Source organism: Xenophilus arseniciresistens (assembly GCF_028023875.1).
Taxonomy (GTDB): Bacteria; Pseudomonadota; Gammaproteobacteria; order Burkholderiales; family Burkholderiaceae_C; genus Xenophilus; species Xenophilus arseniciresistens.
Map to the genome: position 1 here is coordinate 414,697 of NZ_JAQIPB010000006.1, position 25,968 is coordinate 440,664.

The following is a 25,968-nucleotide window of genomic DNA, read 5'->3' on the forward strand; positions in this document are numbered from 1 at the left end:
TTTAATCAATCCATCCGGGCAAAATAAGTAGCTGCTCACAAAAGACCAGCGCGCGCGTCAGCCGACGCCGCGGCTGCGGGCAGGGTGCTTGTTGCATCGCGCAAAATCCCGCGCACATGAAAGAAGTCAACGGACTGGTGGTGTGCGAAGGCTGCGATGCGGTCTACCGACGGCCCGCGCTGCGCCCGCGCGAGATCGCGCATTGCGCGCGCTGCGGCACCGAGCTGGCGCGCCACGCGGGCATGCAGCAGCGTCGACTGCTGCCGCTGGCGGTGGCCAGCCTGATCCTGTTCGCGATCGCCAACCTGTTCCCCATCGTCGAGATCGAGCTGCAGGGCCTGCACAGCCAGACCACGCTCGCCGGCGCCGTGCTCACGCTGGCGGGGGAGGGCATGTCGGAAGTGGCGCTGCTGGTGCTGGCCACCACCTTGCTGTTCCCGCTCGTGCAGCTGAGCGTGCTGTGCTATTTGCTGGTGCCGCTGGCGCGCGGCACGCGGCCGCCGGGCTTTGCGGCGCTGGTGGGCCTGCTGCAGGCGCTGCGCCCCTGGGGCATGGTCGAGGTGTTCCTGCTGGGCGTGCTGGTGGCGATCATCAAGCTCTCCGGCATGGCGACGGTGGTGGCCGGCGCTGCGCTGTGGGCTTTCGTGGGGCTCACGGTGCTGCTGACGGTGGTGGTGTCTTTCGACCCGCGCGGTTTCTGGGAGCTGGCTTTCGATGGCCCCACGCAGCAGGACGTGCGCGAGGCCGACGAGATGAAAGGCATGGCGTGAGGCGCAGCGCACGCCTGCAGGCGCGGCTGGACGCGCTGGCCGCCCAGGCCACGCCCTACACCGCGGTGGCGCCCGCGCAGGGCGAGGCGCTGACGGCCGGGCAGATGGGCCTGATCAGTTGCCACCGCTGCAACGCCGTGTGGCGCGATGCCCACGAGGGCGCGCGCTGCGGGCGCTGCGGCGCCACGCTGCACGCACGCAAGCCGCACAGCATCCAGCGCACCTGGGCCCTGCTGATCGCCGCCGTCATCATGTACCTGCCGGCCAATCTGCTGCCGGTGATGATCACCAAGAGCCTGTTCGGCACGCAGCAGGACACCATCCTCAGCGGCGTGATCTTCTTCTGGGTCAGCGGCTCCTACGGCCTGGCGGCGCTGATCTTCACCGCCAGCTTCCTGGTGCCGCTGTTCAAGCTGGCGGCACTGTTCGTGCTGGTGGCGATGGCCCAGAGCGGCAGCGACTGGCGCCAGCGCGAAAGGGCGCGGCTGTATCAGCTGCTGGAGTTCATCGGCCGCTGGTCCATGCTCGACGTCTTCGTCGTGGCACTGCTGGCCGGGCTGGTGCAGATCCAGGGCTTCGCCGTGGTGGAGGCCGGCGTGGGCATTGCCGCCTTTGGCGCGGTGGTGGTGCTGACCATGCTGGCCTCGCTGAGCTTCGATCCCCGGCTGAGCTGGGACCTGCCTTTGAGAGAATCCCCGCCGCCTTCACCGACTGCGAATGACTGAAGAAGAACAGCCTCAATCCCCTCCTGCAGCACCTCCCGCAATGGCCGAGCCGCGCGTGGTGCGGCGCCGCGACTGGGTGCCCTCGCTGATCTGGTTGATCCCCATCGTGGCCGCGCTGGTGGGCGTGACGCTGGTGGCCAGGATCCTCTGGAACCGTGGCCCCGAAGTCGTGCTGACCTTCAAGACCGCCGAAGGGCTGGAGGCGGGCAAGACCAGCGTGAAGTACAAGGACGTGCAGATCGGCACCGTGCAGAACATCCGCCTGGCGCGCGACCGCTCGCACGTGCGCGTGCGGGTCCAGCTCGACAAGGACGCGCGCGAGGGCTTCACCGCGAAAGACGCGCGCTACTGGGTGGTGCGCCCCCGGCTGGACACCTCCGGCATCTCGGGCCTGGGCACGCTGCTTTCGGGCGCCTACATCGGCGCCGACGCGGGCGTGGCGGCCGAGACCAGCGAGGAGTTCGAGGGGCTGGAGCTGCCACCCATCGTCACGCGCGATGCGCAGGGCAAGCAGTTCACGCTGCGCGCGCGCGACATCGGCTCGCTGGACATCGGCTCGCCCGTCTACTACCGCCGCATCAAGGTGGGGCAGATCTCCTCCTTCAACCTCGACGAGGACGGCAAGGGCGTGACCTTGCGTGCCTTCGTCAACGCCCCCTATGACCGATTCGTGGGCGTCAACACGCGCTTCTGGCACGCCAGCGGCCTGGACGTGCAGGTGGGCGCCAGCGGCGTGATGCTGCGCACCCAGTCGCTGGCCTCCATCCTGCTGGGCGGCATCGCCTTCCAGGCACCCGACGACCTCTCGGGCCCGCTGGCCGAGGCCGACACCAGCTTCGTCCTGGCCAAGGACGAGACCGCCGCCATGAAGGCGCCCGACGGCCCCTCGCAGACCCTGCTGATGTACTTCAACCAGTCGCTGCGCGGCCTCTCGCCGGGCGCGCCGGTGGACTTCCGCGGCGTGGTGATCGGCGAGGTCAAGTCCATCGGCGTGCAGTTCGACCGCGCCGAGCGCGAGTTCCGCATGCCGGTGCTGGTCACGGTCTACCCCGACCGGCTGCGCCGCGCCGACCTGAACAACACCGGCGAGCCGCTGCCCGAGTCGCGTTTCACGCAGGCCGAGCGGCTGCGCTTCCTGATCGAGCGCGGCCTGCGCGCGCAGCTGCGCACGGGCAACCTGCTCACGGGCCAGATCTACGTGGCGCTGGACTTCTTCCCCAAGGAAAAGCCCGTGAAGGTGGACACCGAGCAGACGCCCATCGAGCTGCCCACGGTGGCCAACAGCCTGGACGAGCTGCAGTCGCAGGTGCAGGAGATCGCCACCAAGATCAACCGCATTCCCTTCGAGGAACTGGCGGCCGACGTGCGGCGCTCGCTGGCCACGCTCAACAGCACCCTGACCAGCGCCGAAAGCACGGTGGCCGCGATCCGCAACGACGTGACGCCCGAGATCGCCGCCGCGCTGAAGGACGCGCGCAAGACCATCGACACCGCCGGCCGGACCCTGGCCGAGGACGCGCCGCTGCAGCAGGACCTGCGCCAGACGCTGCAGGAGCTTTCGCGCACGGCGGCCTCCGTGCGGGTGCTGACCGACTACCTCGAACGCCATCCCGAATCACTGCTGCGCGGCAAGCCCAAGGACCCTCGCCCATGAACGTTCTCTTTTCGCGCGCCCGCCTCGGGCTGGGCAGCGTGGCGGCCCTGGTGCTGCTGGCCGGCTGTGCCAGCGACCCTGACCGCTACTACACGCTGAGCGCGCCGCCACCTGCGGCAGGCCTGGCCGCACCGGCCCCCGCCCAGCCCGGCCTGGCCATCGAGATCGGCCCCGTGGCCGTGCCCGAGCGCCTGGCCCGGCCGCAGATGGTGCTGCGCCGCGGCGGCGCCGACGTGGCGCAGCTGCAGGTGCTGGAGCAGCACCGCTGGGCCTCCTCCTTCGAACAGGAATTGCGCGACGCACTGTCTGCCGCGGTGGCCCAGCGGCTGGGCGCGGCCGACGTGAGCCGCGCCGGCCGCGTGCAGGGCCAGACCGTGTGGCGCGCGAGCGTGCAGGTGCAGGCCTTCGATGCCGTGCCCGCCGAGCAGGTGAGTGCGCGGCTGCAATGGCGGCTGCGTCGGCCCGACGGCAGCGATGCAGGTGCCTGCGGCTGGAGCGGCAGCGAGCCGGTCGGCGCGCAGATGGAGGCCGTGGCCCAGGGCGCACAGCGGCTCACGGCCCGCGCGGCCGAGGCGCTGGCGCAGCAGATCGCGGCGCTGCAGGGCGGCGCGGCGCTGCGTTGCCAGCAGGGCTGATGAAGCCCGCCGCGCTTCAGCGCGCCAGCGGCGTCACGCGCCGCTGCCACGCCGGCGGCAGCTGATCGAACAGCGGCGTGGGCTCGCGCTGCAGCGGGTTCAGCCCCGCCGCGCCGCCCACGGCGGGCAGCGTGGGGCCCGGGTCCACATGGGCCAGTTGCTGCATCCACTGCACATTGAAGCCGCCGTCCGGCGCGGGCCTGGACGCGATCAGCGCCAGCATGCGCCGCGCTTCGCTGCTGCCGCGCTGCTCGGCCAGGCGGTAGAAGCGGATGGCCTCGGCAAAGTTCGCCGGCACGCCGTCGCCGCGGTGGTACTTGCGCGCCTGGGCCAGCGCGGCTTGCGCGGGGGCGCCCTCGGCGGGCGCGGCGGTGGAAGGCCCTCCCACGGCGCCGGCAGCCTGCCGGGCCTGCACGATGCCGAGGTTGGCGCCGGCCACCGCCGAGCGAGCCGCCGCACGGCGGAAATACTGCGCCGACTGCGCGAGCCGCTGCTCGGCAAAGGCCTCGATGCCCAGTTCGATGTTGGCCTGCAGATCGCCGGCTGCGGCCGCGCGCAGCAGGCCCTGGCGCTCGGGCGTGCGTGCAGGTGGCGCGGGCAGTGCGGGCTGGATCGACGCGGGGCCGCTTGCCGCGAGGGGGCTCTGGCGGGTGTCCAGCAGCCAGGCCAGGTAGTCCGCGCGTGCGGGGTGGGCCGGTCGCAGACGGGCCAGCGCGCGCTCGGCCGCGGCCAGGTCGGGCGGGCCCGCGCAGCCCTCCATCTCGCACCAGGCCAGGCCTGCGAAGGCCCAGGGTTCCAGCCCCAGCCGCGCCGCGCGCGCGAACCATTGCTGCGCCGAAGCCGTGTTGGCCGGCACACCCGCGCCATGCAGGTGGATCAGGCCCAGCTGCCAGGCCGCCTGCGCCGAGGCGGCCGTGCTGCCATAGGCCCCGCCTGCATAGGCCACGCGCATCAGGCGCTGCAGCTCGCGCTCCACGGCGCCCGCGCGGCCGTCGCCGGGCAGTTGCAGGGGCTCGGGCGCCGCAGCGGAGGGCGCGCGCAGCACGGGCCGGGCGTCGCGCGGGCGGCCTTCGATGCGCGGCGGCGCAGCCGGCTGCAGCTCGATGGTCGACGACGCGGGCGGGCTGGCCTCCAGCTCCGGCACGGCCGGGCCGGGCACCGGTGCATCGCCGGCCGCGCGGGCCGGCGCCCACGCAAGCAGCATCGATAGCGCGCTGCCGGCCCACAGGAGGCGGATGGAGATCGTGTGGCGCATGTGGCTCGTCCTCTCGCGCGGCGCCGGCCCGCGGCGCGCGCGGCAGTGCAGGTGCTGCGGCCCGGCGGCCTCAGGTCGAAGTGCCGGCTGCGCTGCCGGGGCGTGGGCGCGGGACCGACACCGGTGCTGGCTGCGGTGCGCGCGGCAGCACCCGCCATTCGAGCTTCTGCGAGGCGACGTTGTCCGCCCCCACGGCGGCGATGAAATGGTCGAGCACGGCCTGCAGCCCGGGCATGCGCTGGATGGGCCGCAGCGACGGGCCCTGCAGCTCCGCGGGCAGGCGCGGCAGCGGGTCCTGCGGCGTGGCCACGCACATGAGCGATTCGCGGCCCTGCGTGCCCGCTTCCAGCACGAAGGCGGGGTAGGGCACCATCCAGTCGGGCAGGCGGATCGCCTGGTTGGCCGAAACCAGGGTCGACGGGTTGGCCATGTTGGGCTGGATGCGCACCACATTGCCGTTGGAGTCATGCAAGTAGCAGAACAGGTGCGCGGCCCGCGACACGGTGGCCGAAGCGAAGATCTGCGTGCCGGCCTCGAAGGCCGTTCGGTCGCGCACCGGGTTCTCGATCTGCATGTCCAAGGTGAAGGACGCCATCTCCATTGCCAGGCCCGGGGCCACGGGCCAGCCGATGCGGGTGAGCGAACCATCCTCGCCCGTGGCCACGAAGTCGCGCATGGCCCGCTCGTAGGTCGGGAAGTCGATCACGCCGGTGACCACCATGCCGCGGTCGGTCTGGAAGCGCCCCACCGCGTCGCGCAGCATCGGGCTGCTGGAAGCCAGCGGCTGCGCCTGGTTGGGCAGGTAGCCCTGGCTGACCAGATAGCGTTCCACCAGTCGCACGTTCGAGACCCAGTTGCCCGCGTCGTACCACTGGCGCAGCTGGCGCTGGAATTCGGGGTGGGTGTTGTCCAGCGTCAGGCAGCGCCAGTAGGGCAGGCGGGTCCACTTGCCGGCCAGCTCGATCACGGCCAGTTCCACCAGCGTGCGCGTGGCCGCGCCCGCGCCCTGGGCCAGTTCGCGGCCCACGTTGAACTGCACGCCGTAGCTGCCGATCTTGCCGGCCAGGTCCAGCCCCTGGCCGGAGTTGCCGATGATCACCTCGTTGGCCGAGTCCAGCCCCGGGATGATGGTGCGCGTGCGAAAGTCGCCCAGGTGCAGCTCCAGCCCGATCACGGTGGCGCCGCGGCTGCGGCTGTAGCCGATCTCCACCCGCTCGCCCGAGATGCCCGCGCCGTGGCTGGCGTTGAGCACGTTCTGGTCCACGAAGGAGATCGCGCCCGACATGTACAGCGCCGGGCGCTGCAGCTGCATCTGGTTGTTGTTGAGCAGCAGGGTCGTGAGGTTCTGCACCGTGTCCTGGCGCGCGATGTCCACTTCGAAGTCCACGTAGCGGAAGGCATTGGACAGGCGCGACATCTGCGACAGCGCGGTGATCACCATGTCCTTGGTGGCCACGGGCACGCGGCCGGAGTAGTCCGGGATCTGCTTGCTGGTGATCAGCGTGGTCGGGATCTCGGCGTCGCGCATCATGCGGTCCATGCAGGCCAGCGAATCGCTGAAGCTGGACATCGAGCGCACGGGGCGCACGGCGGGCCGGTCGCTGATGCTGGCATAGGACTGGAGCCGGGCGTCCTCCTTGGGTGACAGCGGGGCGGCGCAGCCGGCCAGCAGCACGGCCAGGGCCATCAGGGGCCACACAAGGCTCAGGCCCAGGGCCCGGCCGGCCTGCGCGCAGGCATTGGTGCTTCTCATGCTTGTCTCCCTGCCGCGAGGCCGGCGTGTCAGCTCAATGGATGGATGAGGGCCAAGGCGCGCGCGGCGCGCGGGGGCTCAACGGCAGATGTTCACGAGGTCGCCGCGCAGCACGACCACCTGGTCGGCCGCGCCGCCCACGCCATAGCGGCCCGAGGGCCCCGCGCCGGCCGGCGCGCTGGTGCTGGCCAGGCTCTGGGTGCAGTTGCGCTCCAGCGCATTGCCGCTGGAGGTGCTGATCACGTCCTGCCCGCTGTGCAGGGTGCCGTCGGCGCCTTCGAGGGCGGCGAAGGCCTTGGCCTCGTAGCGGTTGACCTTGGCCTGGATGCGCGGGGGCATGGTGATGGCGCGGTCGATTTCCTTGGACCGTGCGGGTGCGGCGGTGGGCAGTTCCAGGTAGCTCACGCGGCCCTGCAGCACGATCGGGTCCGACCCCGGCGCGCCCTGCGACCACACCGCCTGTGCGGCGAACAGCGCCGCCGCGGCCGCCCAGATGTGCAAGAAGCTCCGAATCATGGCTGTACCCCTCGTTGTGCGGTCCGACTCCCCGCGCTGTCGTTGCGCGTTGCGCTTCGTCCTTGTTGTTCTGCTTCTCCTCCTGCCCGCGAGCCGGCGGCGGTTCGCTGCGCCACGGCCGGCTCGCGCTTCCCTCTTCAGGTCAGAGGCAGGCCTCGCAGGCGTTGTTGCTCGACAGGTTCTGCACGGCGCGGGCCTTGCCCTTGGCCATGTTCACGATGGCAGAGCCGGCGCTGGCCGAGACCGACTGGGTCAGGCTGGCATTCACGTGCACGGCGCCCATGTTGCTGGACAGGTTCTGGCCGGCCGTGGCGCCACTGCCGTCGGCCACGTTGATCACCAGCGCGTCGTTCAGCGAGGTGGTCTGCCGCGTGGCCGCACCGATCTTCACGCCATAGGTGTTGCTCGAGATGTTCTGCACGGCCTTGGCTTCGCCGCTGCCCCAGCCGCCTTCTGCGACGTTCTTGACCAGCGAGTCGCGTACCGTGGTGGTCTGGGTCAGGGATGCGCCCACGTAGATGCCGGCGCCTTCGCAGGTCGTGCAGACGGGGGTGGTGTGCGGGTTGCCGCCGCCACCGCCGGAGCGGTCGGCCGACTGAGCGAAGACGGAACCCGCTGCAAGCGCGGTAGCCAGGATCAGGATTGCCTTCATGATGAACTCTCCAAGAAAGAGGTTGGACTGACTCACGGATGTCCCGAGTCGGCCCTGCGCGTGCAGCCGGCCCGGTGCTTGACATTGCCGGCCCTTCCTCCCTCGCTGGAGCCCCAGGCTTGTGGCTTTGTCGGGTTCCAGTTTCAGCAGCGCTGCGGCAGCCGCCAATCGCTACAAGTGGATACGGCGGACGCACAGGCCGTCTGGCATGCGGGCCTGCGCAAAGGCTTCGGCAACCCCGGGCGCCATCTGCTGCATTGCTCTCGTAAGGGGAGCAAATAGCTCTCCTTTGAAAAAAGAAACTGAAAGCGTTAAACGAAACAAAACGCAAACTTTCGTGTGAATTTCTGAAAGAAATAGGCCGAAAAATAGTCTTTACGCATTACTAATTCACACTTAGCATGTCTTCGTTGCGCCTCGACTGTTGTGTGTGAACAAAAACTCATGAGGGCTGAAGCATGGAAGAGACAAATGTTTCCGCTGGTCCCTGGCCCACCCGGGGCGCGACCGTGCTGGCAGGCGAGGTGGGCTTCGGCTCCGTCATGTGGCCGGACTTCCTGCAGGGCCAGCCCGAGCAGCCGGTGCGCGTGCTGCTGGTCGATGACGACCCGCACATCCGGCGCGTGATCGCGCAGAACCTCACGGCGGACCTGCGCGTGAGCCTGCAGGCGCAGGCTTCGACGGTGCGCGAGGCCCGGCGCCTGATCTCGCGCCATGCCTTCGACGTGATGCTGGTGGACCTGGAGCTGCCCGACGGCACGGGCTTCCAGCTCATCGAGCAGATGAAGGCCGAGCACCCGAATGCCGAAGCGGTGGTGGTGTCTTCCTTCGAGGACGAAGCCCGCGCCATGCAGGCCTTCGAGATGGGCGCGACGGGCTACCTGGTCAAGAGCTCCTGGTTCGGCAGCTTCGCGCAGGCCGTGCTGCAGGTGGTCAACGGCGGCGCGGCCATCACGCCCAACCTGGCGCGGCGCCTGCTGCATCGCTTCGAGGGCCGGGTGCAGGCCCCGCCGGCGCGCGCGCTGCGCCAGGGCGAATCGGCGTCGCGCAGCTGCGAACGGCTGTCCGAGCGCGAGCGCGAGATCCTGCAGCTGGTGTCGGTGGGTTTCACCAGCCCCGAGATCGGGCAGCGCCTGCAGGTGAGCGTGCAGACCGTGAATACGCACATCAAGAACATCTATCGCAAGCTGCATGTGCGCACCCGCGCGCAGGCCGTCAGCCTGGCCCTGCAGCGGCACTGGATGATCTGAGGCCGCTGCGCCCAGGCGGGGACGCCCGATGCCCACGAGCGCTGCCGCCGTGGTGCTGGCGCTGGGAGCGCTGTTCGGCGTGGCCTGGATCAGCCGTGCGGCCCCGCGGCCTCAGGACTGGGCCTTCGGCGCCGCGATGCTGGCCTGGCTGCTGTGCCTGTGCAGCTCGCTGGTTCTGCAACACCTGCCCGGTCACGCGGCCGCTGCCGCGCTGGCGCGCCTGGGCTGCCAGTGGCTCCTGCTGGCGTCGGCCCTGTTGTTGCTGCTGCAGTGCCATTCGTCGTGGCCGCGCGGGCGCATCGGCATGCTGTGCTGGCTGGCCTTCGCACTGGCCGGCAGCGCCCTGGCGCTGGCGCCGGACGCACCCGCGCTGCACCGGCTGGCCGCCGCGGCCGGCCTTTGGCCGCTGCAGTTGTGGCTGGGGCTGAATGTGCTGGGGGCGCTCGTGGTGGCGCTGCTGCTGGTGCGCGAGCTGCGCAGGCGGCCTCAGGCCATGCGCTGGATGGCGCTGCTGATCACGATCTGCGGCCTGGGCATGCTGTTGAGCGACTGGGAAACCAGCCGTCAGCAACCATGGGCGGCGTCGGGCCAGCACTTCCTGTTTGCGCTGGCGCTGTTCGCGTACTGGCTGGCCTCGCGCTTTCGCATGCGCGAACCCGTGCCCAGCGGCTGGATGCACCGCGACGAGCTGGCGCAGGAGCTGCACGACGGCGTGGGCTCGCAACTGGTGAGCATCCTGTCCTCGCTCGATGCCAGCTCGCCCGCGCAGCGGCGCACCGCCCAGGCGCTGCAAAGCTGCCTGATCGAGCTGAAGCTGCTGGTCGATGGCATGGAGGCCGACTGCTCGCTGATGAGCCACCTGGCCAGCCTGCGCTACCGCATGGACCCGCTGCTGGCCGCGGCCCACATCCGCATGGAATGGCTGGTGACCAACGAAGACAGCCTGAGCCATGTACGCGGCGACGCGGCCAAGCATGTGCTGCGACTGACGCAGGAGGCGCTGGCCAACGTGATCAACCATTCGAAGGCCCGCACGGTGACGGTGCTGTGCCGCCACCGGCTCGAGATCGACAGCCTGCTGCTGTGCGTGGCCGACGACGGGCGCGGCATCCGCCCGGGCCGGCGCGGCTCGCTGGGCAAGGGGCTGCCGGGCATGCGGCGGCGCGCGCAGCTTCTGGGAGGGCGGCTGAGCATCGAGTCGGGCCCGCAGGGCGGTACGGTGATCCAGTTGCTGGTCCCGATGGCCCGGCTGCGCGCCGGCCCCGCGGCGCCAGACTGAAGCCGCTTGGCGGCAACCCGCCGGCCGGGCCGGGGCCCTATGGCAAACTTCCGCGCTTTTCCCCAGGGCAAGAGCGCCAGAAGATGCAGAAGATCATTCGCCAGATCGCCACCGAGCTGAAGGTGGGCGAGCACCAGGTTCAGGCCGCGACCGATTTGCTGGATGGAGGGGCCACGGTGCCCTTCATCGCGCGCTACCGCAAGGAGGCCACGGGCGGGCTGGACGACGCCCAGTTGCGCGAACTGGAAGTGCGGCTGGTCTACCTGCGCGAGCTGGAAGAGCGTCGCGGCGCGGTGCTCAAGGCCATCGACGAGCAGGGCAAGCTGACCGATCAGCTGCGCATCGCCATCGCCACCGCGCCCACCAAGCAGGAGCTGGAAGACATCTACCTGCCCTTCAAGCAGAAGCGCCGCACCAAGGGCCAGATCGCCCGCGAGTTCGGCATCGAGCCGCTGGCCGACAGGCTGCTGGCCGACCCCACGCTGGACCCGGCCGTGGAAGCGCAGGCCTTCCTCAAGCCCGCCACCACGCTGGACGATGGCAAGCCGGGCCCCGATTTCTCCACCGTGCCCGCCGTGCTCGACGGCGTGCGCGACATCCTCTCGGAGCGCTGGGCCGAAGACCCGGCGCTGGTGCAGTCGCTGCGCGAATGGCTGTGGGCGGAGGGGCTGCTCAAGTCCTCGCTGGTGGCGGGCAAGGACGAGAACAACGCCGACGTGGCCAAGTTCCGCGACTACTTCGACTATGACGAGCCGATCGGCCGCGTGCCCTCGCACCGCGCGCTGGCGGTGTTCCGCGGGCGGCAGCTCGAGATCCTGGATGCGAAGCTGGTGCTGCCCGTGGAGCCCGAGCCCGGCAAGCCCAGCGTGGCCGAAGGGCGCATCGCCCTGCACCTGGGCTGGAGCCACGCGGGCCGCAAGGCCGACGACCTGATCCGCAAGTGCATCGCCTGGACCTGGCGCGTGAAGCTGAGCCTGTCGAGCGAGCGCGACCTGTTCACCCGCCTGCGCGAAGACGCCGAGAAGGTGGCGATCAAGGTCTTTGCCGACAACCTGCGCGACCTGCTGCTGGCCGCGCCGGCCGGCCCGCGCGTGGTGATGGGGCTGGACCCGGGCATCCGCACCGGCGTGAAGGTGGCCGTGGTCGACGCCACCGGCAAGCTGGTGGACACCGCCACCGTCTTCCCGCACGAGCCGCGCAAGGACTGGGAAGGCTCGCTGCACACGCTGGGCAAGCTGTGTGCCAAGCATGGCGTGAATCTGATCGCGATCGGCAACGGCACCGCCAGCCGCGAGACCGACAAGCTCGCGGGCGACCTGATCAAGCTGCTGGCCAGGATGGCCGCCCAGGCCGGCGCGCCCGAGATGAAGGTCGAGAAGGTGGTGGTCAGCGAGGCTGGCGCCTCGGTCTATTCGGCCAGCGAATACGCGAGCCAGGAAATGCCCGACGTGGACGTGAGCCTGCGCGGTGCCGCCAGCATCGCGCGGCGGCTGCAGGACCCACTGGCCGAGCTGGTGAAGATCGACCCCAAGAGCATCGGCGTGGGCCAGTACCAGCACGACGTGAACCAGAGCGAGCTGGCGCGCACGCTGGGCGCGGTGGTCGAGGACTGCGTGAACTCGGTGGGCGTGGACCTGAACACCGCCAGCGTGCCGCTGCTGTCGCGCGTCTCGGGCCTCACGCCCAGCGTGGCCAAGGCCGTGGTGCGCTGGCGCGAGGCCAACGGCGCCTTCGGCACGCGCAAGCAGCTCATGGAGGTGAGCGGCTTCGGCCCCAAGGCCTTCGAGCAGAGCGCCGGCTTTTTGCGCATCCGCGGCGGTGCCGACCCGCTGGACATGACCGGCGTGCACCCCGAGACCTACCCGCTGGTCGAGAAGATCATCGAAAAGACCGGCAAGCCCGTGGCCGAGCTGATGGGCCGGGCCGAGATGCTCAAGACCTTGAAGCCCGAGCTGTTCGCCAACGAGAAGTTCGGCGTCATCACCGTCAAGGACATCCTGGGCGAGCTGGAAAAGCCCGGCCGCGACCCGCGCCCGGACTTCAAGGTCGCGCGTTTCAACGAGGGCGTGGAAGACATCACCGACCTCAAGGAGGGCATGGTCCTCGAGGGCACGGTGAGCAACGTGGCGCAGTTCGGCGCCTTCGTGGACCTGGGTGTCCACCAGGACGGGCTGGTCCATGTGAGCCAGCTGGCCAACAAGTTCGTCAACGACGCGCGCGAGATCGTCAAGACCGGCGACATCGTGAAGGTCAAGGTGATGGAGGTGGACGTGGCGCGCAAGCGCATCGGCCTGTCGATGCGCCTGGATGCGTCGCCTGCAAGGCGCGATGGCCCGCGCGAGAACCGCTTCGAAGGCGCCGGCCGCGGGCAGCACCAGGGCTCGCGCCGCGACAGCGCGCCGCAGCCCGGCGGACAGATGGCCAATGCCTTTGCCAAGCTGCAGGGATTGCGCCGGTAAAAGCCTCGAGAATCCTCTCAATACGAAAGCTGGAATCGGAAAATAGCGTTGTTTTCATTGAAAGTTCTTCGATAAAATCGAAGCAATAATCTTCTCAATGAAATGCCTGCTGCCACCGTTTCCGTGGATGCGTTGAGGCGCCAGCTGCGCCGCATGCCTGCTGCGTCTGCGGGCGACCTGGCCGCGGCCCTGGGCATCAGCGTGCCCACCGTGCACCGCCTGCTGGCCCGGCTGGAACCCGGTGAGGCGCTGAGCGCAGGCAAGGCCCGCCGCAGCCGCCACGCGCTGGGCCGGGCGCTGCGCGGCGGCCCCATGACCTTGCCCGTGCACCGCGTGGACATGCAGGGCCGCCTGCAAGCCGCGCCGCCGCTTTCGCTGGTGGCGCCTGCAGGCAGCCTGATGGACCTGGCCGGCAGCGACTGGCCTGCACCCGAGGAAGCGCGCGATGGCTGGTGGCCCGGGCTGCCGTACCCGCTGCACCAGATGCGCCCGCAGGGCTACATGGGCCGGCAGTTTGCGCGCGCCGAACACCTGCGGCTGCAGGTGCCGGCCGATGTGGCGCAGTGGAGCGATGACGACGCGCTGTTCGCAATCAGCCAGACCGGCAGCGACCTCAGCGGCGACTGGGTGGTGGGCGAGGCCGCCACCGCGCTGTGGCTGGCCGAACGCGCGCGCGGCACCGATCCGGTCGCGCCTGCAGACCAGCCCCTGCACTATGCGGCCCAGGCCGCGCAGGCGGTGGCCACCGGCGTCGCCGGCTCCAGCGCGGCCGGCGAATTCCCCAAGTTCACGGCGCGCCGCGAGCTGCAGGGCGCGGCCACGCCGCATGTGATCGTCAAGTTCTCGGGCGCCGAAGACTCGGCCACCGTGCGCCGCTGGGCCGATCTGCTGGTCTGCGAACACCTGGCGCTGAGCCAGGCCGCCAGCCTGACCGGGCTGCGTGCCGCGCCCAGCCGCGTGCTGCAGGCGCAGGGACGCACCTTCCTGGAGGTGGAGCGCTTCGACCGCCATGGCGAGGCGGGCCGCAGCCCGCTGGTGGCGCTGGACGTGCTCAATGCGGCCTTCGTGGGCAGCGCCTTCGGCGACTGGCCCACGCTCACGGGCCAGCTGGCGGCGCAGGGACGCATCGATGCGGCCGACCGGGCCGCCGTGCTGCGGCTGTGGTGGTTCGGTCGGCTCGTGGCCAACACCGACATGCACGCCGGCAACCTGGCCTTCGTGCCCGAAGCCGGGCATCTGCGGCTTGCACCCGCCTACGACATGCTCCCCATGCGCTTCGCCCCGCTGGCCGGCGGCGAGGTGCGCACGCCCGAGCCCGACTTCGCGCTGCCCTTGCCCGAGCAGCGCCCCGCCTGGCTGGAGGCCTGCGTGGCCGCGCTGGTGTTCTGGGAGCGCGCGGCCGGTGATTCGCGCATCAGCGAGGGCTTTCGCGAGGTCTGCCGGGCGCAACGACAGGCCTTGTTGCGGCTGCGGGATCTGGTCTAGCGACCTGCTGACGCCTCAGTGAGTTTGTGTACGGCATAATTCCGTACACAAGGAGCTTTGCCATGACCACCGCCACCGCCCGCCTGGATCTTCGCCTGGAAGCGCGCGACAAGGAGCGCATTGCCAAAGCCGCTGCATTGCGCGGCTTGCCGGTGTCGTCCTTCGTGCGCGATGCGGTGCTGCGCGAAGCGGACACCACCATCGCAGCCAACACGGTCGTCACCTTGTCGGCAGCCGAGTCGCGTCGCTTTCTGGATGCACTGGACGCGCCCTTCGTCCCCAATGCCCGCCTGAAGCAGGCGATGGATGCCGCCGCCCGCTTGACGAAGCGCTAAGGCATGGCATTGACCGTTGCCGTCCTTGATGGCCGCCAGCATGACCGTGAGGGCTTCACCTGCGGCGTCGCGGCGCTGGACGACTACCTGCGCACCCGCGCAGGGCAACACCAGCACGACGGGATTGCCACCACGCATGTGCTGATCGACGATGCGCAGCCCACCCGAATCCTGGGCTACTGCTCGCTGTCGGCGGCACAGCTGCATCTGCACGAATTGCGCGAGGAAGACCGCAAGCGGCTGCCGGCCTATCCGGTGCCGGCCATGCGCATGGGGCGATTGGCCATCTCCGTTGACGAGCAGGGCAGGGGCCACGGCCCGTTGCTGTTGGGCCATGCAGTCAATCTGGCCTTGTCCGTGCGGCAGACGATGGGCATTCGGGTGCTGATCGTCGACGCCAAGGACGCCCGGGTGGTGCAGTTCTACGAAGGCTTTGGCTTCAGAGCGGCGACCAGCGCGGCGCTGACGCTGTATCTGCCGCTGGGGAGCAGCAGGAAGTAAAGCGAAAGCGCGCGGGAAATTCCTAGCGCAGCAGCACCAGCCCCGCGGGCATGTCGTCGCCAAACACGCGCCGCGTGTCCTGCTCGTCCAGCGCTTGCACCTCTCTGAGCCCCGCGGCCCAGCTGGGCGCGGCGCGCGCGGCGTCGAGTTGATCGGCCAGTTGCAGGCGCATCGCTTGCGGCAGGTCGCGCGCGCGGTCGCCGGTGGCGCGTGCGATCTGCGCCACGGCGAAGGCCGCGGCCTCCTGCCGCGCCCAGTCGGGGTGTTCGGCGTCGATGTGCGCCAGCCAGGCCTGCGCGGTGGCAGCGGGCAGCACGTGGTGCGCACTGGCATAAAGCGGCTGGCGCGCGCCCAGCCTGCCCAGCGCCCACCACAGGTGCGCAGCGGGGCTGCGCTGCAGGCGCTGCAGCAGCCAGCCGCCGAACTGCGTCTTGTGCGCGGGCGCGATGCGCTCGAAGGCCGCGGCCATGCGCAGCAGCTCGTCCAGCGCCTGCATGGGCGGGCCTTCGGGCCTGGCGATGTCGGTGCCGCCTTCGGGCTGCAGGTAGTAGGCGATGACCTCGTAGACCATCTCCTGCGCCTGGCTGTCCAGTCCGCCGGCAATGCGGCGCCACAAGGTCCACCACTCAGACCATTGCTGGCTGTCGTGGCTGTGCGCGATGCCCGGGCCAAACAGTTCCCACATCTGCTGCATGCGCCAGTCGTCCAGCGCGTCGCCATAGCCTGGGCGCAGGGTGAAGCCCGCGAGGTTGAACCAGCTGCGCTCGTGCTGCAGCGAACGGCGGCGGCGGCGCGCGCCCTGCAGCAGGGCGTCGAAGAGCGCACGCAGCAGTGGTGCGTCCCACCGCGCGCGCTCGCCCAGCAGGCGCTCCAGCGTGCCGCGCAGCTGGCGCACCTCCTTCGCGTCCACGTCCTTCTTCCTGTCGCCGTAGACGCGGGCGATGGCCGCCAGCGCTTCGTCCAGCCGGGGGTGGGCGCGCGGCGCGGATCCGGCCGGCTGCGAGGGAGTTGCCGCGTCGCCGCGAAGCTGGAATTCGAGCTGCCAGCGCTGGCGCGCATCGGCCACCGCCACGCAATGCACCTGCAGCGTGCCGACTTCGGTGATCTGCGCTTCCAGCCGGACCTGCACTTGCGGCAATGGCGCCGGGGCGGCAGCGGCGCCGGCCGGTGGGTGGAGCACGGTGGCGATGGGCGGCAGCGGCAGCAAGGCGGCCTGCGGTGCCATCAGCTCGCCGGCCCGGTGCTTCAGGTCGACCGAGCTGGTGGCCAGCCTGAAGCGCACGGGCCGGCCCAGGCGCAGGCCAAAGCGCTGTGAATCCAGCCGCTGCACCTCGCCTTCGGGCGCGCCATGGGGCAGCAGGCACACGCCCTGGCCGTCGTCCAGCAGCAGGTAGTAGGCGCGCGCGGCGGCACTGCGGATGCGCGGTGCCTGGCCGGCGCGCGCCATCGCAAAGGCCACCGCGCCACGGGCCACGGCGGCATCGAGCTGCGGCGCATCGAGCAGGCGCATCGGTGTCGCGCCGGCCGGCTGCCAGCTGCGCAGGGTGGCCAGCAGGCGCTCGCGCAGCGCGGCGGCATGGAAGACGCCGCCATTGAGCAACACGGCGTCGGGCAGGGCGCCGCCCTGGTCCTGCAGGAAGGCGGCGATGTGGCGCGTGATGGCCGCATCGCTGGCATAGGGCAGGCCGAATTCGACCAGCGCAGCCCGCGCGCGCCGCGGCCTGGCATCGGCCGCCACCTGCGGGAAGAAGCCGTCGATCAGCAAGCCGTCCACGTCGGCCCGCGTGAGCGGGGCCGAGCGCGCGCCGCCGATCAGCCGGCTGCCGCCGCCTTGTAGCGTGACGGTGGTGTCCAGCGGTCCGTCGGCGGCCAGCAGCCGCTCCTTGGCGCTGCGGCAGCGCTGCGTGAGCTGGGCCAGCTGCACGGCGCTGAGCCGCGGCGCGCCGGCCTGGCCGCTGCCCGACAGGCGCGGTTCGATCCAGCGCGCCAGCGCCAGGTCCATGTTGTCGCCACCCAGCACCAGGTGCTCGCCCACGCCGGTGCGTGCCAGCTGCGGCTGGCCCTGGGCGTCGAGCGTGATGTCGATCAGGCTCAGGTCGGTGGTGCCGCCGCCCACGTCCACCACCAGCAGCCGGCGCGTGCCGGCCAGCGCCTGGGCCAGTTGCCCGCGCCGCGCATGCACCCAGTCGTAGAAGGCGGCCTGAGGTTCCTCCAGCAGATGGACCTGCGGCAGGCCGGCCAGCGCAGCCGCCTGCAGCGTGAGCTGGCGGGCGCCTTCGTCGAAAGAGGCCGGCACGGTGAGCACGATGGCCTGCTGCGCCAGCGGCGCGGCAGGGTGCGCATGGTCCCAGGCCTGGCGCAGATGGCGCAGGTAGCTCGCGCTGGCCTCCAGCGGCGAGACCTTGTCCACATCTTCGGGCGCGCCCCAGGGCAGGATGGGGGCCGTGCGGTCCACGGCCGGATGCGAGAGCCAGCTCTTGGCGCTGGCCACCAGCCGGCCCGGCGTCTGCTGGCCCAGCTCGCGCGCGAAGGCGCCCAGCACCGCGCGCTCGGGCGAAGGCCAGGGCAGGCCCAGGTCGGCGGCGGCCAGCGCGCTGGCCTGGGCATGAAAGCGCAGCGAGGGCAGGAGAGGGCGCGTGGCCACCTCGCCAGCGGCCACGCTTTGCGCGATGCCGAAGACCTGAATCGCGCCGCCCTCGACCGGCGCGAAGGCCAGCACGGTGTGGGTGGTGCCCAGGTCGATGCCGACGTGGAAGCGGGCCGTCATCCCCCGTGCCGAACGTCGAATTCCACCTTCCACTGCGCGCCGCCTGCGGCTTCGGCCAGCAGTTCCAGCGTGCCGATCTCGGTCACGCGGGCGCGCAGCTGCACCGGCACCACCTCGCCCACGGCGCGGCCGTCGGCCGGCAAGGTGGCTTCGATGCCGGCCAGCTCCTGCAGCTCCTCGGGGCCCCAGAAGTCCAGCAAGGTGCCGGGCTGGTCCTCGCGCCGCACCGACGAGCCGAAGAAGCGAAAGCCCACGGATTCGCCCACCACCAGGCCCAGTTGCTGCGGCGGCAGCGGCGCTTCGGTGCCTTCCTCCATGCCGAAGGGCGCCACGCACAGCGCCTGCACGGGCGGCTCCAGGCCGGGCACGGCCGGCATGCTCGATTCGATGCCCACGTAATAGGCCTGGGCCGTGCCACCGCGGATGCGGATGCCCTGGCCGCCGCGCGCCTGGCCGTAGTAGGCCGCGCCGCGCGCCACGGCGTGATCCATGTCGGCGCCCTGCAGCAGGCGCGCGGCCGGCGCGCCGTCGGCGGCCAGCCAGGCGTTGAGCGTGTCCAGCACGCGCGTGGCCAGCAGCTGCGACTTGAACACGCCGCCGTTGAAGAGCACGGCCGTGGGGTGCAGGAAGCGCGCGCCCTCGGCCGGTGCAAAGCCCGCCAGCTGCGCCGTGGCGCCCACCTGCCGGCCCAGCAGCGCGGCCAGGTGGCGCGTGACGGCGGCATCCTGCGCATAGGGCAGGCCGATCTGCGTGAGGCCCGCGCGCGGCCGGCTGACGGGCCGCGCATCGCTTGCCACGGCCGGGAAGAAGCCTTCGAGCAGGATGGCATCGAGCAGCTCGCGCCGAAGTTCGGTGCGGATGGCGCCGCCGATCAGTTTGGAGCCGCGGCTGGGCACGACCAGCGGCACGCCGGGCAACTGCGCGTCGCTCAGCAGCTGTTCCTTGGCCAGACGGCAGGCGTAGGTCAGCGCGCGCATCTGCCACGCATCCAGCGTCTTGCCTTCGGCGGCCAGCCCGCGCGCCACGCCGTGGGCCAGCGCCAGGTCCATGTTGTCGCCGCCCAGCAGGATGTGCTCGCCCACGGCCACGCGCGTGAGCTGCAGGTTGCCGGCATCCTCGGTCACGGCGATCAGCGAGAAGTCGCTGGTGCCGCCGCCCACGTCCACCACCAGGATCACGTCACCCACCTTGACCTGCTTGCGCCAGTCGCCCGCGCTGCCGGCGATCCAGCTGTAGAGCGCGGCCTGCGGTTCCTCCAGCAGCGTGATGCCCTGGTACCCCGCGGCCTGGGCCGCTTCGGCCGTCAGCTCGCGCGCGGCCGGATCGAAAGAGGCCGGGATGGTGACGGTGACGGCCTGCTGGTCGAAGGGCGCCTCGGGATGGCGCTGGTTCCAGGCCGCGCGCAGGTGCTGCAGGTAGCAGGTGCTGGCGGCCAGCGGCGACAGCCGGGTCACTTCGGGCGGCGCGTCGGCCGGCAGGATCGGCGCACGCCGGTCCACGCCCGCATGGCCCAGCCAGCTCTTGGCACTGGAGACCAGGCGGATCGGCGTGAGCGCGCCGTGGCTGCGCGCCAGCTCCCCGACGATGGGCGCCGGCTCGGCGCCGGGCGCCGCGGGCCAGGGCAGGGCCAGGTCGCCGGGCGCGAACTCGCTCGCATGCGGGAGGTACAGGAAGGAGGGCAGCAGGCCGAAGTCCTGCACCGCGCCGGGGCCGCTTTGCTGCGGGATGGGCAGCACCTGCGGGCCCGCGGCATCGCCGGCCTGCAAATCGACAAACGCCAGCGCGCTGTGCGTGGTGCCCAGGTCGATGCCGATGGCGTAGCGCGCGCCGTTCTGGCTGTTCAAAGCTCCACCTCCGCCGCGGCGATCACGCGCGCGTCATGGCCTTCGGTCAGCGCCGGCAGGCGCACGGCCGTGGCGCGCCAGCCCTTGTGCTGCAGCGTGCCCGTGAAGGGCGCCTGGCCCACGACGTTGCCGGTCAGGCGCACGGCCGAGGCGTCGAAGCCGGCCGGCAATGTCAGGCGGCTGCCTTCGCTTTCGGTGCGCACGGGTTCGAGGTCGAAGCTCTCCTGCAGCACCTTGCGTGCACCGCCATGCAGCATGCGCGCGGCGCCGCCCACCTCGGCGTCGGAATAGGCGGCGATGTCCTCCTGCAGGAAATCGACGAATCGGGCCTCGCGCTGCAGCGCGGCCAGCAGTTGCAGGGCGGCATCGACATTCGCGGTGGCGCGCACGGCGGCCGGTGCGGGTGCGGGCGGGGTCACGGGTGCAGGCGTGGCTGCAGGGGCCACGGCCTCAACGGGCGCCGCGCCATTGCGCAGCGCCTGCAGGCGGGCCGCCAGGCGGCCATCGCCCAGCACCGAAAAGGCCAGGCCCAGGCGGGCGAAGAAGGAAAGGGGTTGTGCGTCGGTCATCGTTGCAGTCCAGGGGGTCGCGCAGGGCGGCGACTGGCAGAAAAAGGCGGCCCGGCGGGCCGGGGCGCAGAACCGGCTATTGTCTTCGCTGCCGCGCGCGGGCGCCCTCGCATCGCCTTGCCGCGACCGGGGCAGTCGGGTGTCGCCCACTGCGCTGCAGGCGCCGTGCCGCTCTTGCACAATCGCGGCCCGCCATCCGCCAAGGCCTTGTCGCCCTTTCATGAAAGCCCTGCGTCTTTTTGCCGGCCCCGCCGCGCGCGAACACATTGCGCGCCAGGGCCTGGCGCCTGCCGATGTGCGCGTGATTCCGGGCGCGGCAGGCGGGCCCAAGGGGCTGATCCTGGGGCCGCTGGACCAGCACATCTTCGGCCACTGGCTGCCGCAGTCGAACCAGCCCATCGACCTGGTGGGCGCCTCCATCGGCGCCTGGCGGCTGGCCACGGCCTGCCTGGACGACGCGGCCGAGGCCTTCGCCCGCTTCTCGCACGATTACGTGCACCAGCGCTTCGACACCGCGCCGGGTGCGCCGCGCCTGACGGCCGCCGACGTGAGCGCGCGTTTCGGCGCCGACCTGCGCGGCTTCTTCGGCCCGCGCGCGGCCGAGGTGCTGCGCCATCCGCGCTTTCGGCTGCACGTGGTCACGGCGCGCGGGCGCCACATCCTGGGCCGCGAGGGCCGCGCACGCACGGTGGCCGGCTACCTGGGCGCCTTTGCCAGCAATTCGCTGAGCCGGCGCAGCCTGGGCGGCTGGCTTGAACGCTGCGTGTTCTCCACCGGCGGCGCGGCCTTGCCCTTCGACACGCTGGACTACCGCACGCGCCAGCTGCCCCTGGATGAAGGCAGCTTCCACCCGGCGCTGCAGGCGTCGTGCTCCATTCCCTTCGTGCTGCAGGCCGTGCACGACATCCCGGGCGCGCCGCCCGGCGCCTACTGGGACGGCGGCATCACCGACTACCACCTGCACCTGAAGTACCGCGCCACCGAGGGCATCGTGCTGTATCCGCATTTCCAGCGCGCCGTGGTGCCGGGCTGGCTGGACAAGGGCCTGCGCTGGCGCCATCGCGCCACGCCCTTCCTGGACCGCATGCTCGTGCTGGCGCCCAGCCCCGAATGGGTGGCCAGCCTGCCGCGCGCCAAGCTGCCCGACCGCAAGGACTTCACCGGCTACGGCGGTAACACCGACGCCCGCATCGCGGCCTGGGGCCAGGCCGTGCGCATGGCGCAGGCGCTGGCCGACGAATGGGCGCAGTGGCTGCACCGGCCCGATCCGGGACAGATCCACCCTTTGTAGTGCGGCGCTAGGTCGCTGTCCGCAGGCGTGGATACTCGCAGCGTCCTCATTTCCGTCCGCGCAAGGAAAGCTCCATGACCCCCATCCGCATCATCGGCATCGTCCTCATCGTGCTAGGCATCGCTGGCCTGGGCACGGGGGGCTTCAGCTTCACCAAGGAAACGCACCAGGCCAAGATCGGCCCGCTGGAGCTGTCGGTCAAGGAGCAGGAGAACGTGCTGATCCCGCAATGGGCCAGCATCGCCATCATCGTGGTGGGCGGCGCGCTGCTGGTTTTTGGCGGACGCAAGCGCTGAGCGGCTTCAGCCCAGCGCCAGCGGCACGGCCGGCGGCGCCAGTTCGGTGAACTGGCCGTTCCAGTAGGGGTAGTGCGGGTAGGGCGGCGTCACGGCGCTGGCGGCGTCGAGCGTCGCGACCTGCGCCGGCGTCAGGTTCCAGCCCACGGCGCCCAGGTTCTGCCGCAGCTGCGCTTCGTCGCGCGCGCCGATCAGCACGCTGGCCACGGTGGGGCGCTGCAGCAGCCAGTTGATGGCCACCTGCGGCACGGTCCGGCCGCTTTCCTCGGCCACCTGCAGCAGCGCATCGACCACGCGGTAGAGCCGTTCCTCGCCCACGGGCGGCGCGAAGCCGGCGGTTTCGTGCAGCCGGCTGCCTGCGGGCAGCGGAGCACCGCGGCGGATCTTGCCCGTCAGGCGCCCCCAGCCCAGCGGGCTCCACACCAGCGCGCCCACGCCCTGGTCCAGGCCCAGCGGCATCAGCTCCCATTCGTAGTCGCGGCCGATCAGCGAGTAGTAGGTCTGGTTGGCCACGAAGCGCTCGGTGCCCAGCCTGTCCGCGGCCGCGAGCGCCTTCATGAGCTGCCAGCCCGCGAAGTTGGACGCGCCGATGGCCCGCACCTTGCCCGCGCGCACCAGCTCGTCGAGCGTGCGCAGCATCTGCTCGACGGGCGTGTGTGCATCGAAGGCGTGCAGTTGCAGGATGTCGATGTGATCGGTCTTCAGGCGCCGCAGCGCGGCGTGCGTGGCCTCGGTCAGGTGGTGGCGCGACCAGCCCGCGTCGTTGGGCCCGTCGCCCGTGCGCAGCGTGACCTTGGTCGAGATGAGCGCCGCATGGCGCCGGCCTTCGAGTGCAGCGCCCAGAATTTCTTCCGAGGCCCCGGCCGAATACACGTCGGCCGTGTCGAAGAGATTGACACCCGCTTCCAGGCAGATGTCGATCAGGCGCCGCGCGCCCTGCACGTCGGTCTGGCCCCAGGCGCTGAACAGCGGGCCCTGGCCCCCGAAGGTGCCGGCACCGAAGCCGAGGGCGGGCACGCGCAGGCCGGAGCGGCCCAGCAGTCGTTGTTCCATGAAGTGACTCCTTTGTTGAGGAAATGAAGGGAAGCGCTCAGGCCGCGGCGCAGCTCGCTGGCGCGCGGCGCCGGTCCAGCGCATGGCTCCACAGCGCGATCAGCAAACCCGCGGCCGTGAGGCCGGCCGCCGCCAGGCCCAGGTTCTGCAGGCCGGGCAGGCCCGGGCTGCGCACGATCACCACGCCGCCGACCCATGCACCCAGCGCGTTGCCCAGGTTGAAAGCCGCGATGTTGAGACTGGACGCGAGGTTCTGCCCCGCGCCCGCGGCCTTTTCCAGCACCCGCACCTGCAGTGGCGCCACCGTGGCGAAGGCCACTACGCCCAGCAGGCCGATGAAGACGATGGCGACCACGGCCTGCGGCATGGCCCAGCGCGCCACGGCCAGCACGGCGGCCAGCGCGAGCAGGGTGCCGATCACCGCAGGCATCGGTGCCTTGTCGGCCAGCTTGCCGCCCAGCAGGTTGCCCACGGCCAGGCCGCCGCCAAAGAGCAGCAGCACCGGCGACACCGCGCCTTCCGACAGGCCCGTGACCTGGGTCAGCACCGGCTGCACGTAGGTGTAGAAGGCGAAGACGCCGGCAAAGCCCAGCACGGTCATGCCCAGGCCCAGCCAGACCTGCGGGCGGGCCAGCACGGCCAGTTCCTCGCGCAGCGGTGCGGGCTCGATGCGTGCGGCGTCGCGCGGCACGAAGCGCGCCAGCACGGCCAGCGCCACGATGCCGATCAGGGCCACGGCCCAGAAGGTGGAGCGCCAGCCCAGGTGCAGGCCCAGCCAGGCGCCGGCCGGCACGCCCAGCAGCGTGGCGGCCGTCAGGCCCGTGAACATGATGGCGATGGCCGAGGCGCGCTTTTCCGGCGGCACCAGGCCGGTGGCCACCACCGAGCCCACGCCGAAGAAGGTGCCGTGCGCGAGCGAGGTGATGACCCGCGCGGCCATCAGCGCCTCGTAGCTGGGCGCCAGCGCGCAGGCGATGTTGCCCAGCGTGAAGACGCCCATCAGGGCCAGCAGCACCGTCTTGCGCGGCAGCCGCCGCGTGGCGATGGTGAGTACCGGCGCGCCGATGGCCACGCCGATGGCGTAGCCCGAGATCAGCAGGCCCGCGGCCGCAATGGAGACATGGAGGTCCGCCGAAACTTGCAGCAGCAGGCCCATGATGACGAACTCGGTGGTGCCGATGCCAAAGGCGCCGGCGGTGAGGGCAAGAAGAGCGATGGGCATGATGGGATGAACTGTGAGGGTTATCCCTTGGCTCCACCAGCCGTCGCGCGGGAACTGGATTTGTGAATTCAATTCACTTGCGAACGAGCGGGCCCGGGCTCACAGATGACCGCATTCGCGGAAAAGCGTACAGTTCGTACAGAAATAAGGAGCCCGGCATGTCCCTTCGCACCGTTGGCCTGGAGCAAGGCCGCAACAACCTGCCCGAACTTGCTTCGCGTGCGAATGCGGGCGAGCCCAGCCTGCTCACGCGGCATGGAAAGCCCTATGCGGCCATCGTCTCGCCCACGCTGCTGGCCCAGGCTACGCGGCGCCCCTCCAATTTCTTGAGCCTGCGTGGCACGGGCACGGGGCTTTGGGGCTCGTCGCCCGCGCGCCATGTGGCCGATCTGCGCGACGAGTGGGAGGATGCTTGAGTCCCCGAAGAAAGCCTGGCGCGGCACCCAAGGCGGCCAGGCGCAAGGCAGGCGCCGCGCTGTGGGGCGGGCTGTGCGAAGGCGATCTTGTTGTCGTGGACAGCGCGCCGCTTATCTATCTGCTGGACGACCACCCCGAGTTCGCGCCGCGATTCGAGGGCTTGTTCGAGCTGCATCGCGACGGCAAGGTACAGATCGCCATCTCTGCCATTGCCGTGGCCGAGGTGCTGGCCGGGCCTTTCAAGCACGGCCAGGAGGTGCTGGCCATGCGCTACGAGGCCGAATTGGCCGGCTTCCACATCGAGCCCGTCACACAAGCCATCGCTGTTGCCGCCGCCCGCCTGCGCACGCTCGGTGGCCTGCGCCTGCCAGACGCGCTGCAGGCGGCCACGGCCCTTGAAGTGGGCGCCGCGGCGCTGGTGACGCATGACCGCGATGTCTCGCGACTGCAGGGGCTGCGCGTCATCACTGGGCCGCAATGACATGCGGGCGCGCAAAGCCCCGCTCGCCTCACCCCTTCATCGCCGCCTCGATCTTCGCGATGTCGATCTTCTGCATGGTCATCATGGCGTCGAAGACGCGCTTGGCGACGGCCGGGTCCTTGTGGGTGACGCCCGCCACCAGCGCGCGCGGCGTGATCTGCCACGAAACGCCCCAGCGGTCCTTGCACCAGCCGCAGTCGCTGGCCTTGCCCCCGTTGCCGATGATCGCGTTCCACAGCCGGTCGGTTTCGGCCTGGTCGTCGGTGGCGATCTGGAAGGAGAAAGCCTCGGTCTGCGGAAAGGTCGGCCCGCCGTTGAGGCCCACGCAGGGGATGCCCGCCACGGTGAAGTCCACCATCAGGGCCTGGCCCTTCTTGCCGTCCGGGTAGTCACCGGGCGCGTAATGCACGGTGCCCATGGTGCTGCCCGGAAGGGTGGCGGCGTAAAAGCGTGCGGCTTCTTCGGCATCGTTGTTGAACCACAGGCAGATCGTGTTCTTGGGGGAAGGCATTGCACAAGACTCCTGGAGGAAGGGGAGGAAAGAAGAGCGGGTGGCCTTCGGATGCTGATCGCATACCAAGCGCTGTCTGCCAGACAGCGCCGACGTTTGCATGGCGCGCCGTCTTCTTGTGCTGGCTAGGGCCTGTGAACGCTATTTCAGGGGATCGCGTTGTGCCGGGAAGGGGCTGGATGCAAGGCGCCCGCGCGCTAGCCAAGGCTGGTGCCTTGCAAGCGCGGGCAACGCCGCAGACGGCCCCT

General features: G+C 70.8%; 24 protein-coding genes. 14 read left to right on the forward strand and 10 right to left on the reverse strand.

Translation table 11 applies throughout. From position 1 onward, the window contains the following. Positions 1-116: 116 nt before the first annotated feature. The 4 genes from PGB34_RS14695 (at position 117) to PGB34_RS14710 (ending at position 3,784) form a co-directional block, all read left to right on the forward strand. Entirely contained in the window at positions 117-770 is a 654-nt protein-coding gene (locus tag PGB34_RS14695) for a paraquat-inducible protein A (RefSeq protein ID WP_271428820.1), read from the forward strand. 104 nt (positions 771-874) lie between these two features. After that, a complete protein-coding gene (locus PGB34_RS14700) occupies positions 875-1,495 on the forward strand; it encodes a paraquat-inducible protein A (RefSeq protein ID WP_271428874.1) in 621 nt (206 codons plus the stop codon). After that, positions 1,488-3,149 carry a PqiB family protein gene (locus tag PGB34_RS14705; RefSeq protein ID WP_271428821.1) on the forward strand — a complete coding sequence of 554 codons (1,662 nt, stop codon included), beginning with the start codon at positions 1,488-1,490 and terminating at the stop codon, positions 3,147-3,149. The genes PGB34_RS14700 and PGB34_RS14705 overlap by 8 nt, the downstream gene beginning before the upstream one ends. Beyond that, positions 3,146-3,784, forward strand: a complete 639-nt coding sequence (locus tag PGB34_RS14710; RefSeq protein ID WP_271428822.1) for a PqiC family protein — start codon at positions 3,146-3,148, stop codon at positions 3,782-3,784. Before PGB34_RS14705 ends, PGB34_RS14710 begins: the two co-directional genes overlap by 4 nt. Positions 3,785-3,800: 16 nt before the next feature. Here PGB34_RS14710 and PGB34_RS14715 read toward each other — a convergent pair whose 3' ends face one another. The 4 genes from PGB34_RS14715 to PGB34_RS14730 form a co-directional block, all read right to left on the reverse strand. Further along, positions 3,801-5,039: a hypothetical protein gene (locus tag PGB34_RS14715; protein ID WP_271428823.1), complete on the reverse strand. Its 1,239-nt coding sequence runs from the start codon at positions 5,037-5,039 to the stop codon at positions 3,801-3,803. Positions 5,040-5,109: 70 nt separating this feature from the next. Then, entirely contained in the window at positions 5,110-6,792 is a 1,683-nt protein-coding gene (locus PGB34_RS14720) for a DUF4384 domain-containing protein (RefSeq protein ID WP_271428824.1), read from the reverse strand. A 78-nt stretch (positions 6,793-6,870) separates the two neighbouring features. Beyond that, positions 6,871-7,308 (reverse strand): hypothetical protein, encoded by a 438-nt coding sequence (locus tag PGB34_RS14725; RefSeq protein ID WP_271428825.1) that lies wholly within the window; start codon positions 7,306-7,308, stop codon positions 6,871-6,873. A gap of 142 nt (positions 7,309-7,450) precedes the next feature. After that, positions 7,451-7,960, reverse strand: coding sequence for a hypothetical protein (locus PGB34_RS14730; protein WP_271428826.1), 510 nt, complete (start codon positions 7,958-7,960; stop codon positions 7,451-7,453). A gap of 542 nt (positions 7,961-8,502) precedes the next feature. Here PGB34_RS14730 and PGB34_RS14735 point away from each other — a divergent pair. From PGB34_RS14735 to PGB34_RS14760, 6 genes are all read left to right on the forward strand, one after another. Further along, complete coding sequence (locus tag PGB34_RS14735) at positions 8,503-9,210, forward strand: response regulator (protein WP_271428875.1); 708 nt, start codon at positions 8,503-8,505, stop codon at positions 9,208-9,210. 28 nt (positions 9,211-9,238) lie between these two features. After that, positions 9,239-10,489, forward strand: coding sequence for a sensor histidine kinase (locus PGB34_RS14740; RefSeq protein ID WP_271428827.1), 1,251 nt, complete (start codon positions 9,239-9,241; stop codon positions 10,487-10,489). An 83-nt stretch (positions 10,490-10,572) separates the two neighbouring features. Further along, positions 10,573-12,948: a Tex family protein gene (locus tag PGB34_RS14745; RefSeq protein ID WP_271428828.1), complete on the forward strand. Its 2,376-nt coding sequence runs from the start codon at positions 10,573-10,575 to the stop codon at positions 12,946-12,948. Positions 12,949-13,050: 102 nt separating this feature from the next. Continuing rightward, positions 13,051-14,433, forward strand: coding sequence for a type II toxin-antitoxin system HipA family toxin YjjJ (gene yjjJ, locus PGB34_RS14750; RefSeq protein WP_271428829.1), 1,383 nt, complete (start codon positions 13,051-13,053; stop codon positions 14,431-14,433). Positions 14,434-14,495: 62 nt separating this feature from the next. Beyond that, a complete protein-coding gene (locus tag PGB34_RS14755) occupies positions 14,496-14,768 on the forward strand; it encodes a type II toxin-antitoxin system TacA family antitoxin (protein WP_271428830.1) in 273 nt (90 codons plus the stop codon). 3 nt (positions 14,769-14,771) lie between these two features. Continuing rightward, on the forward strand, positions 14,772-15,269 hold the full coding sequence (locus PGB34_RS14760) for a GNAT family N-acetyltransferase (protein ID WP_271428831.1): 498 nt from the start codon (positions 14,772-14,774) through the stop codon (positions 15,267-15,269). A 22-nt stretch (positions 15,270-15,291) separates the two neighbouring features. Here the strand turns inward: PGB34_RS14760 and PGB34_RS14765 are convergent, their stop codons facing one another. From PGB34_RS14765 to PGB34_RS14775, 3 genes are read right to left on the reverse strand one after another with little or no spacing between them, the layout of a single operon-like run. After that, positions 15,292-18,036: an Hsp70 family protein gene (locus tag PGB34_RS14765; RefSeq protein WP_271428832.1), complete on the reverse strand. Its 2,745-nt coding sequence runs from the start codon at positions 18,034-18,036 to the stop codon at positions 15,292-15,294. Further along, positions 18,033-19,880 (reverse strand): Hsp70 family protein, encoded by a 1,848-nt coding sequence (locus PGB34_RS14770; protein ID WP_271428833.1) that lies wholly within the window; start codon positions 19,878-19,880, stop codon positions 18,033-18,035. Before PGB34_RS14770 ends, PGB34_RS14765 begins: the two co-directional genes overlap by 4 nt. Further along, positions 19,877-20,449, reverse strand: coding sequence for a DUF2760 domain-containing protein (locus PGB34_RS14775; RefSeq protein ID WP_271428834.1), 573 nt, complete (start codon positions 20,447-20,449; stop codon positions 19,877-19,879). The genes PGB34_RS14770 and PGB34_RS14775 overlap by 4 nt, the downstream gene beginning before the upstream one ends. A gap of 220 nt (positions 20,450-20,669) precedes the next feature. Between PGB34_RS14775 and PGB34_RS14780 the strand changes: the two genes are divergently transcribed. Both PGB34_RS14780 and PGB34_RS14785 read left to right on the forward strand, forming a co-directional pair. Further along, entirely contained in the window at positions 20,670-21,740 is a 1,071-nt protein-coding gene (locus tag PGB34_RS14780; RefSeq protein ID WP_271428835.1) for a patatin-like phospholipase domain-containing protein, read from the forward strand. 74 nt (positions 21,741-21,814) lie between these two features. Further along, positions 21,815-22,036: a hypothetical protein gene (locus PGB34_RS14785; protein ID WP_271428836.1), complete on the forward strand. Its 222-nt coding sequence runs from the start codon at positions 21,815-21,817 to the stop codon at positions 22,034-22,036. 6 nt (positions 22,037-22,042) lie between these two features. Here the strand turns inward: PGB34_RS14785 and PGB34_RS14790 are convergent, their stop codons facing one another. Both PGB34_RS14790 and PGB34_RS14795 read right to left on the reverse strand, forming a co-directional pair. Continuing rightward, positions 22,043-23,089, reverse strand: a complete 1,047-nt coding sequence (locus PGB34_RS14790; protein ID WP_271428837.1) for an aldo/keto reductase — start codon at positions 23,087-23,089, stop codon at positions 22,043-22,045. A 37-nt stretch (positions 23,090-23,126) separates the two neighbouring features. Then, positions 23,127-24,311: an MFS transporter gene (locus PGB34_RS14795; protein ID WP_271428838.1), complete on the reverse strand. Its 1,185-nt coding sequence runs from the start codon at positions 24,309-24,311 to the stop codon at positions 23,127-23,129. Between the two features lie 158 nt (positions 24,312-24,469). Between PGB34_RS14795 and PGB34_RS14800 the strand changes: the two genes are divergently transcribed. Then, positions 24,470-24,727: a type II toxin-antitoxin system Phd/YefM family antitoxin gene (locus PGB34_RS14800; RefSeq protein WP_271428839.1), complete on the forward strand. Its 258-nt coding sequence runs from the start codon at positions 24,470-24,472 to the stop codon at positions 24,725-24,727. After that, on the forward strand, positions 24,724-25,209 hold the full coding sequence (locus tag PGB34_RS14805) for a type II toxin-antitoxin system VapC family toxin (protein ID WP_271428840.1): 486 nt from the start codon (positions 24,724-24,726) through the stop codon (positions 25,207-25,209). Before PGB34_RS14800 ends, PGB34_RS14805 begins: the two co-directional genes overlap by 4 nt. 28 nt (positions 25,210-25,237) lie before the next feature. Here PGB34_RS14805 and PGB34_RS14810 read toward each other — a convergent pair whose 3' ends face one another. Next, positions 25,238-25,720: a VOC family protein gene (locus PGB34_RS14810; protein ID WP_271428841.1), complete on the reverse strand. Its 483-nt coding sequence runs from the start codon at positions 25,718-25,720 to the stop codon at positions 25,238-25,240. Positions 25,721-25,968: the final 248 nt, after the last annotated feature.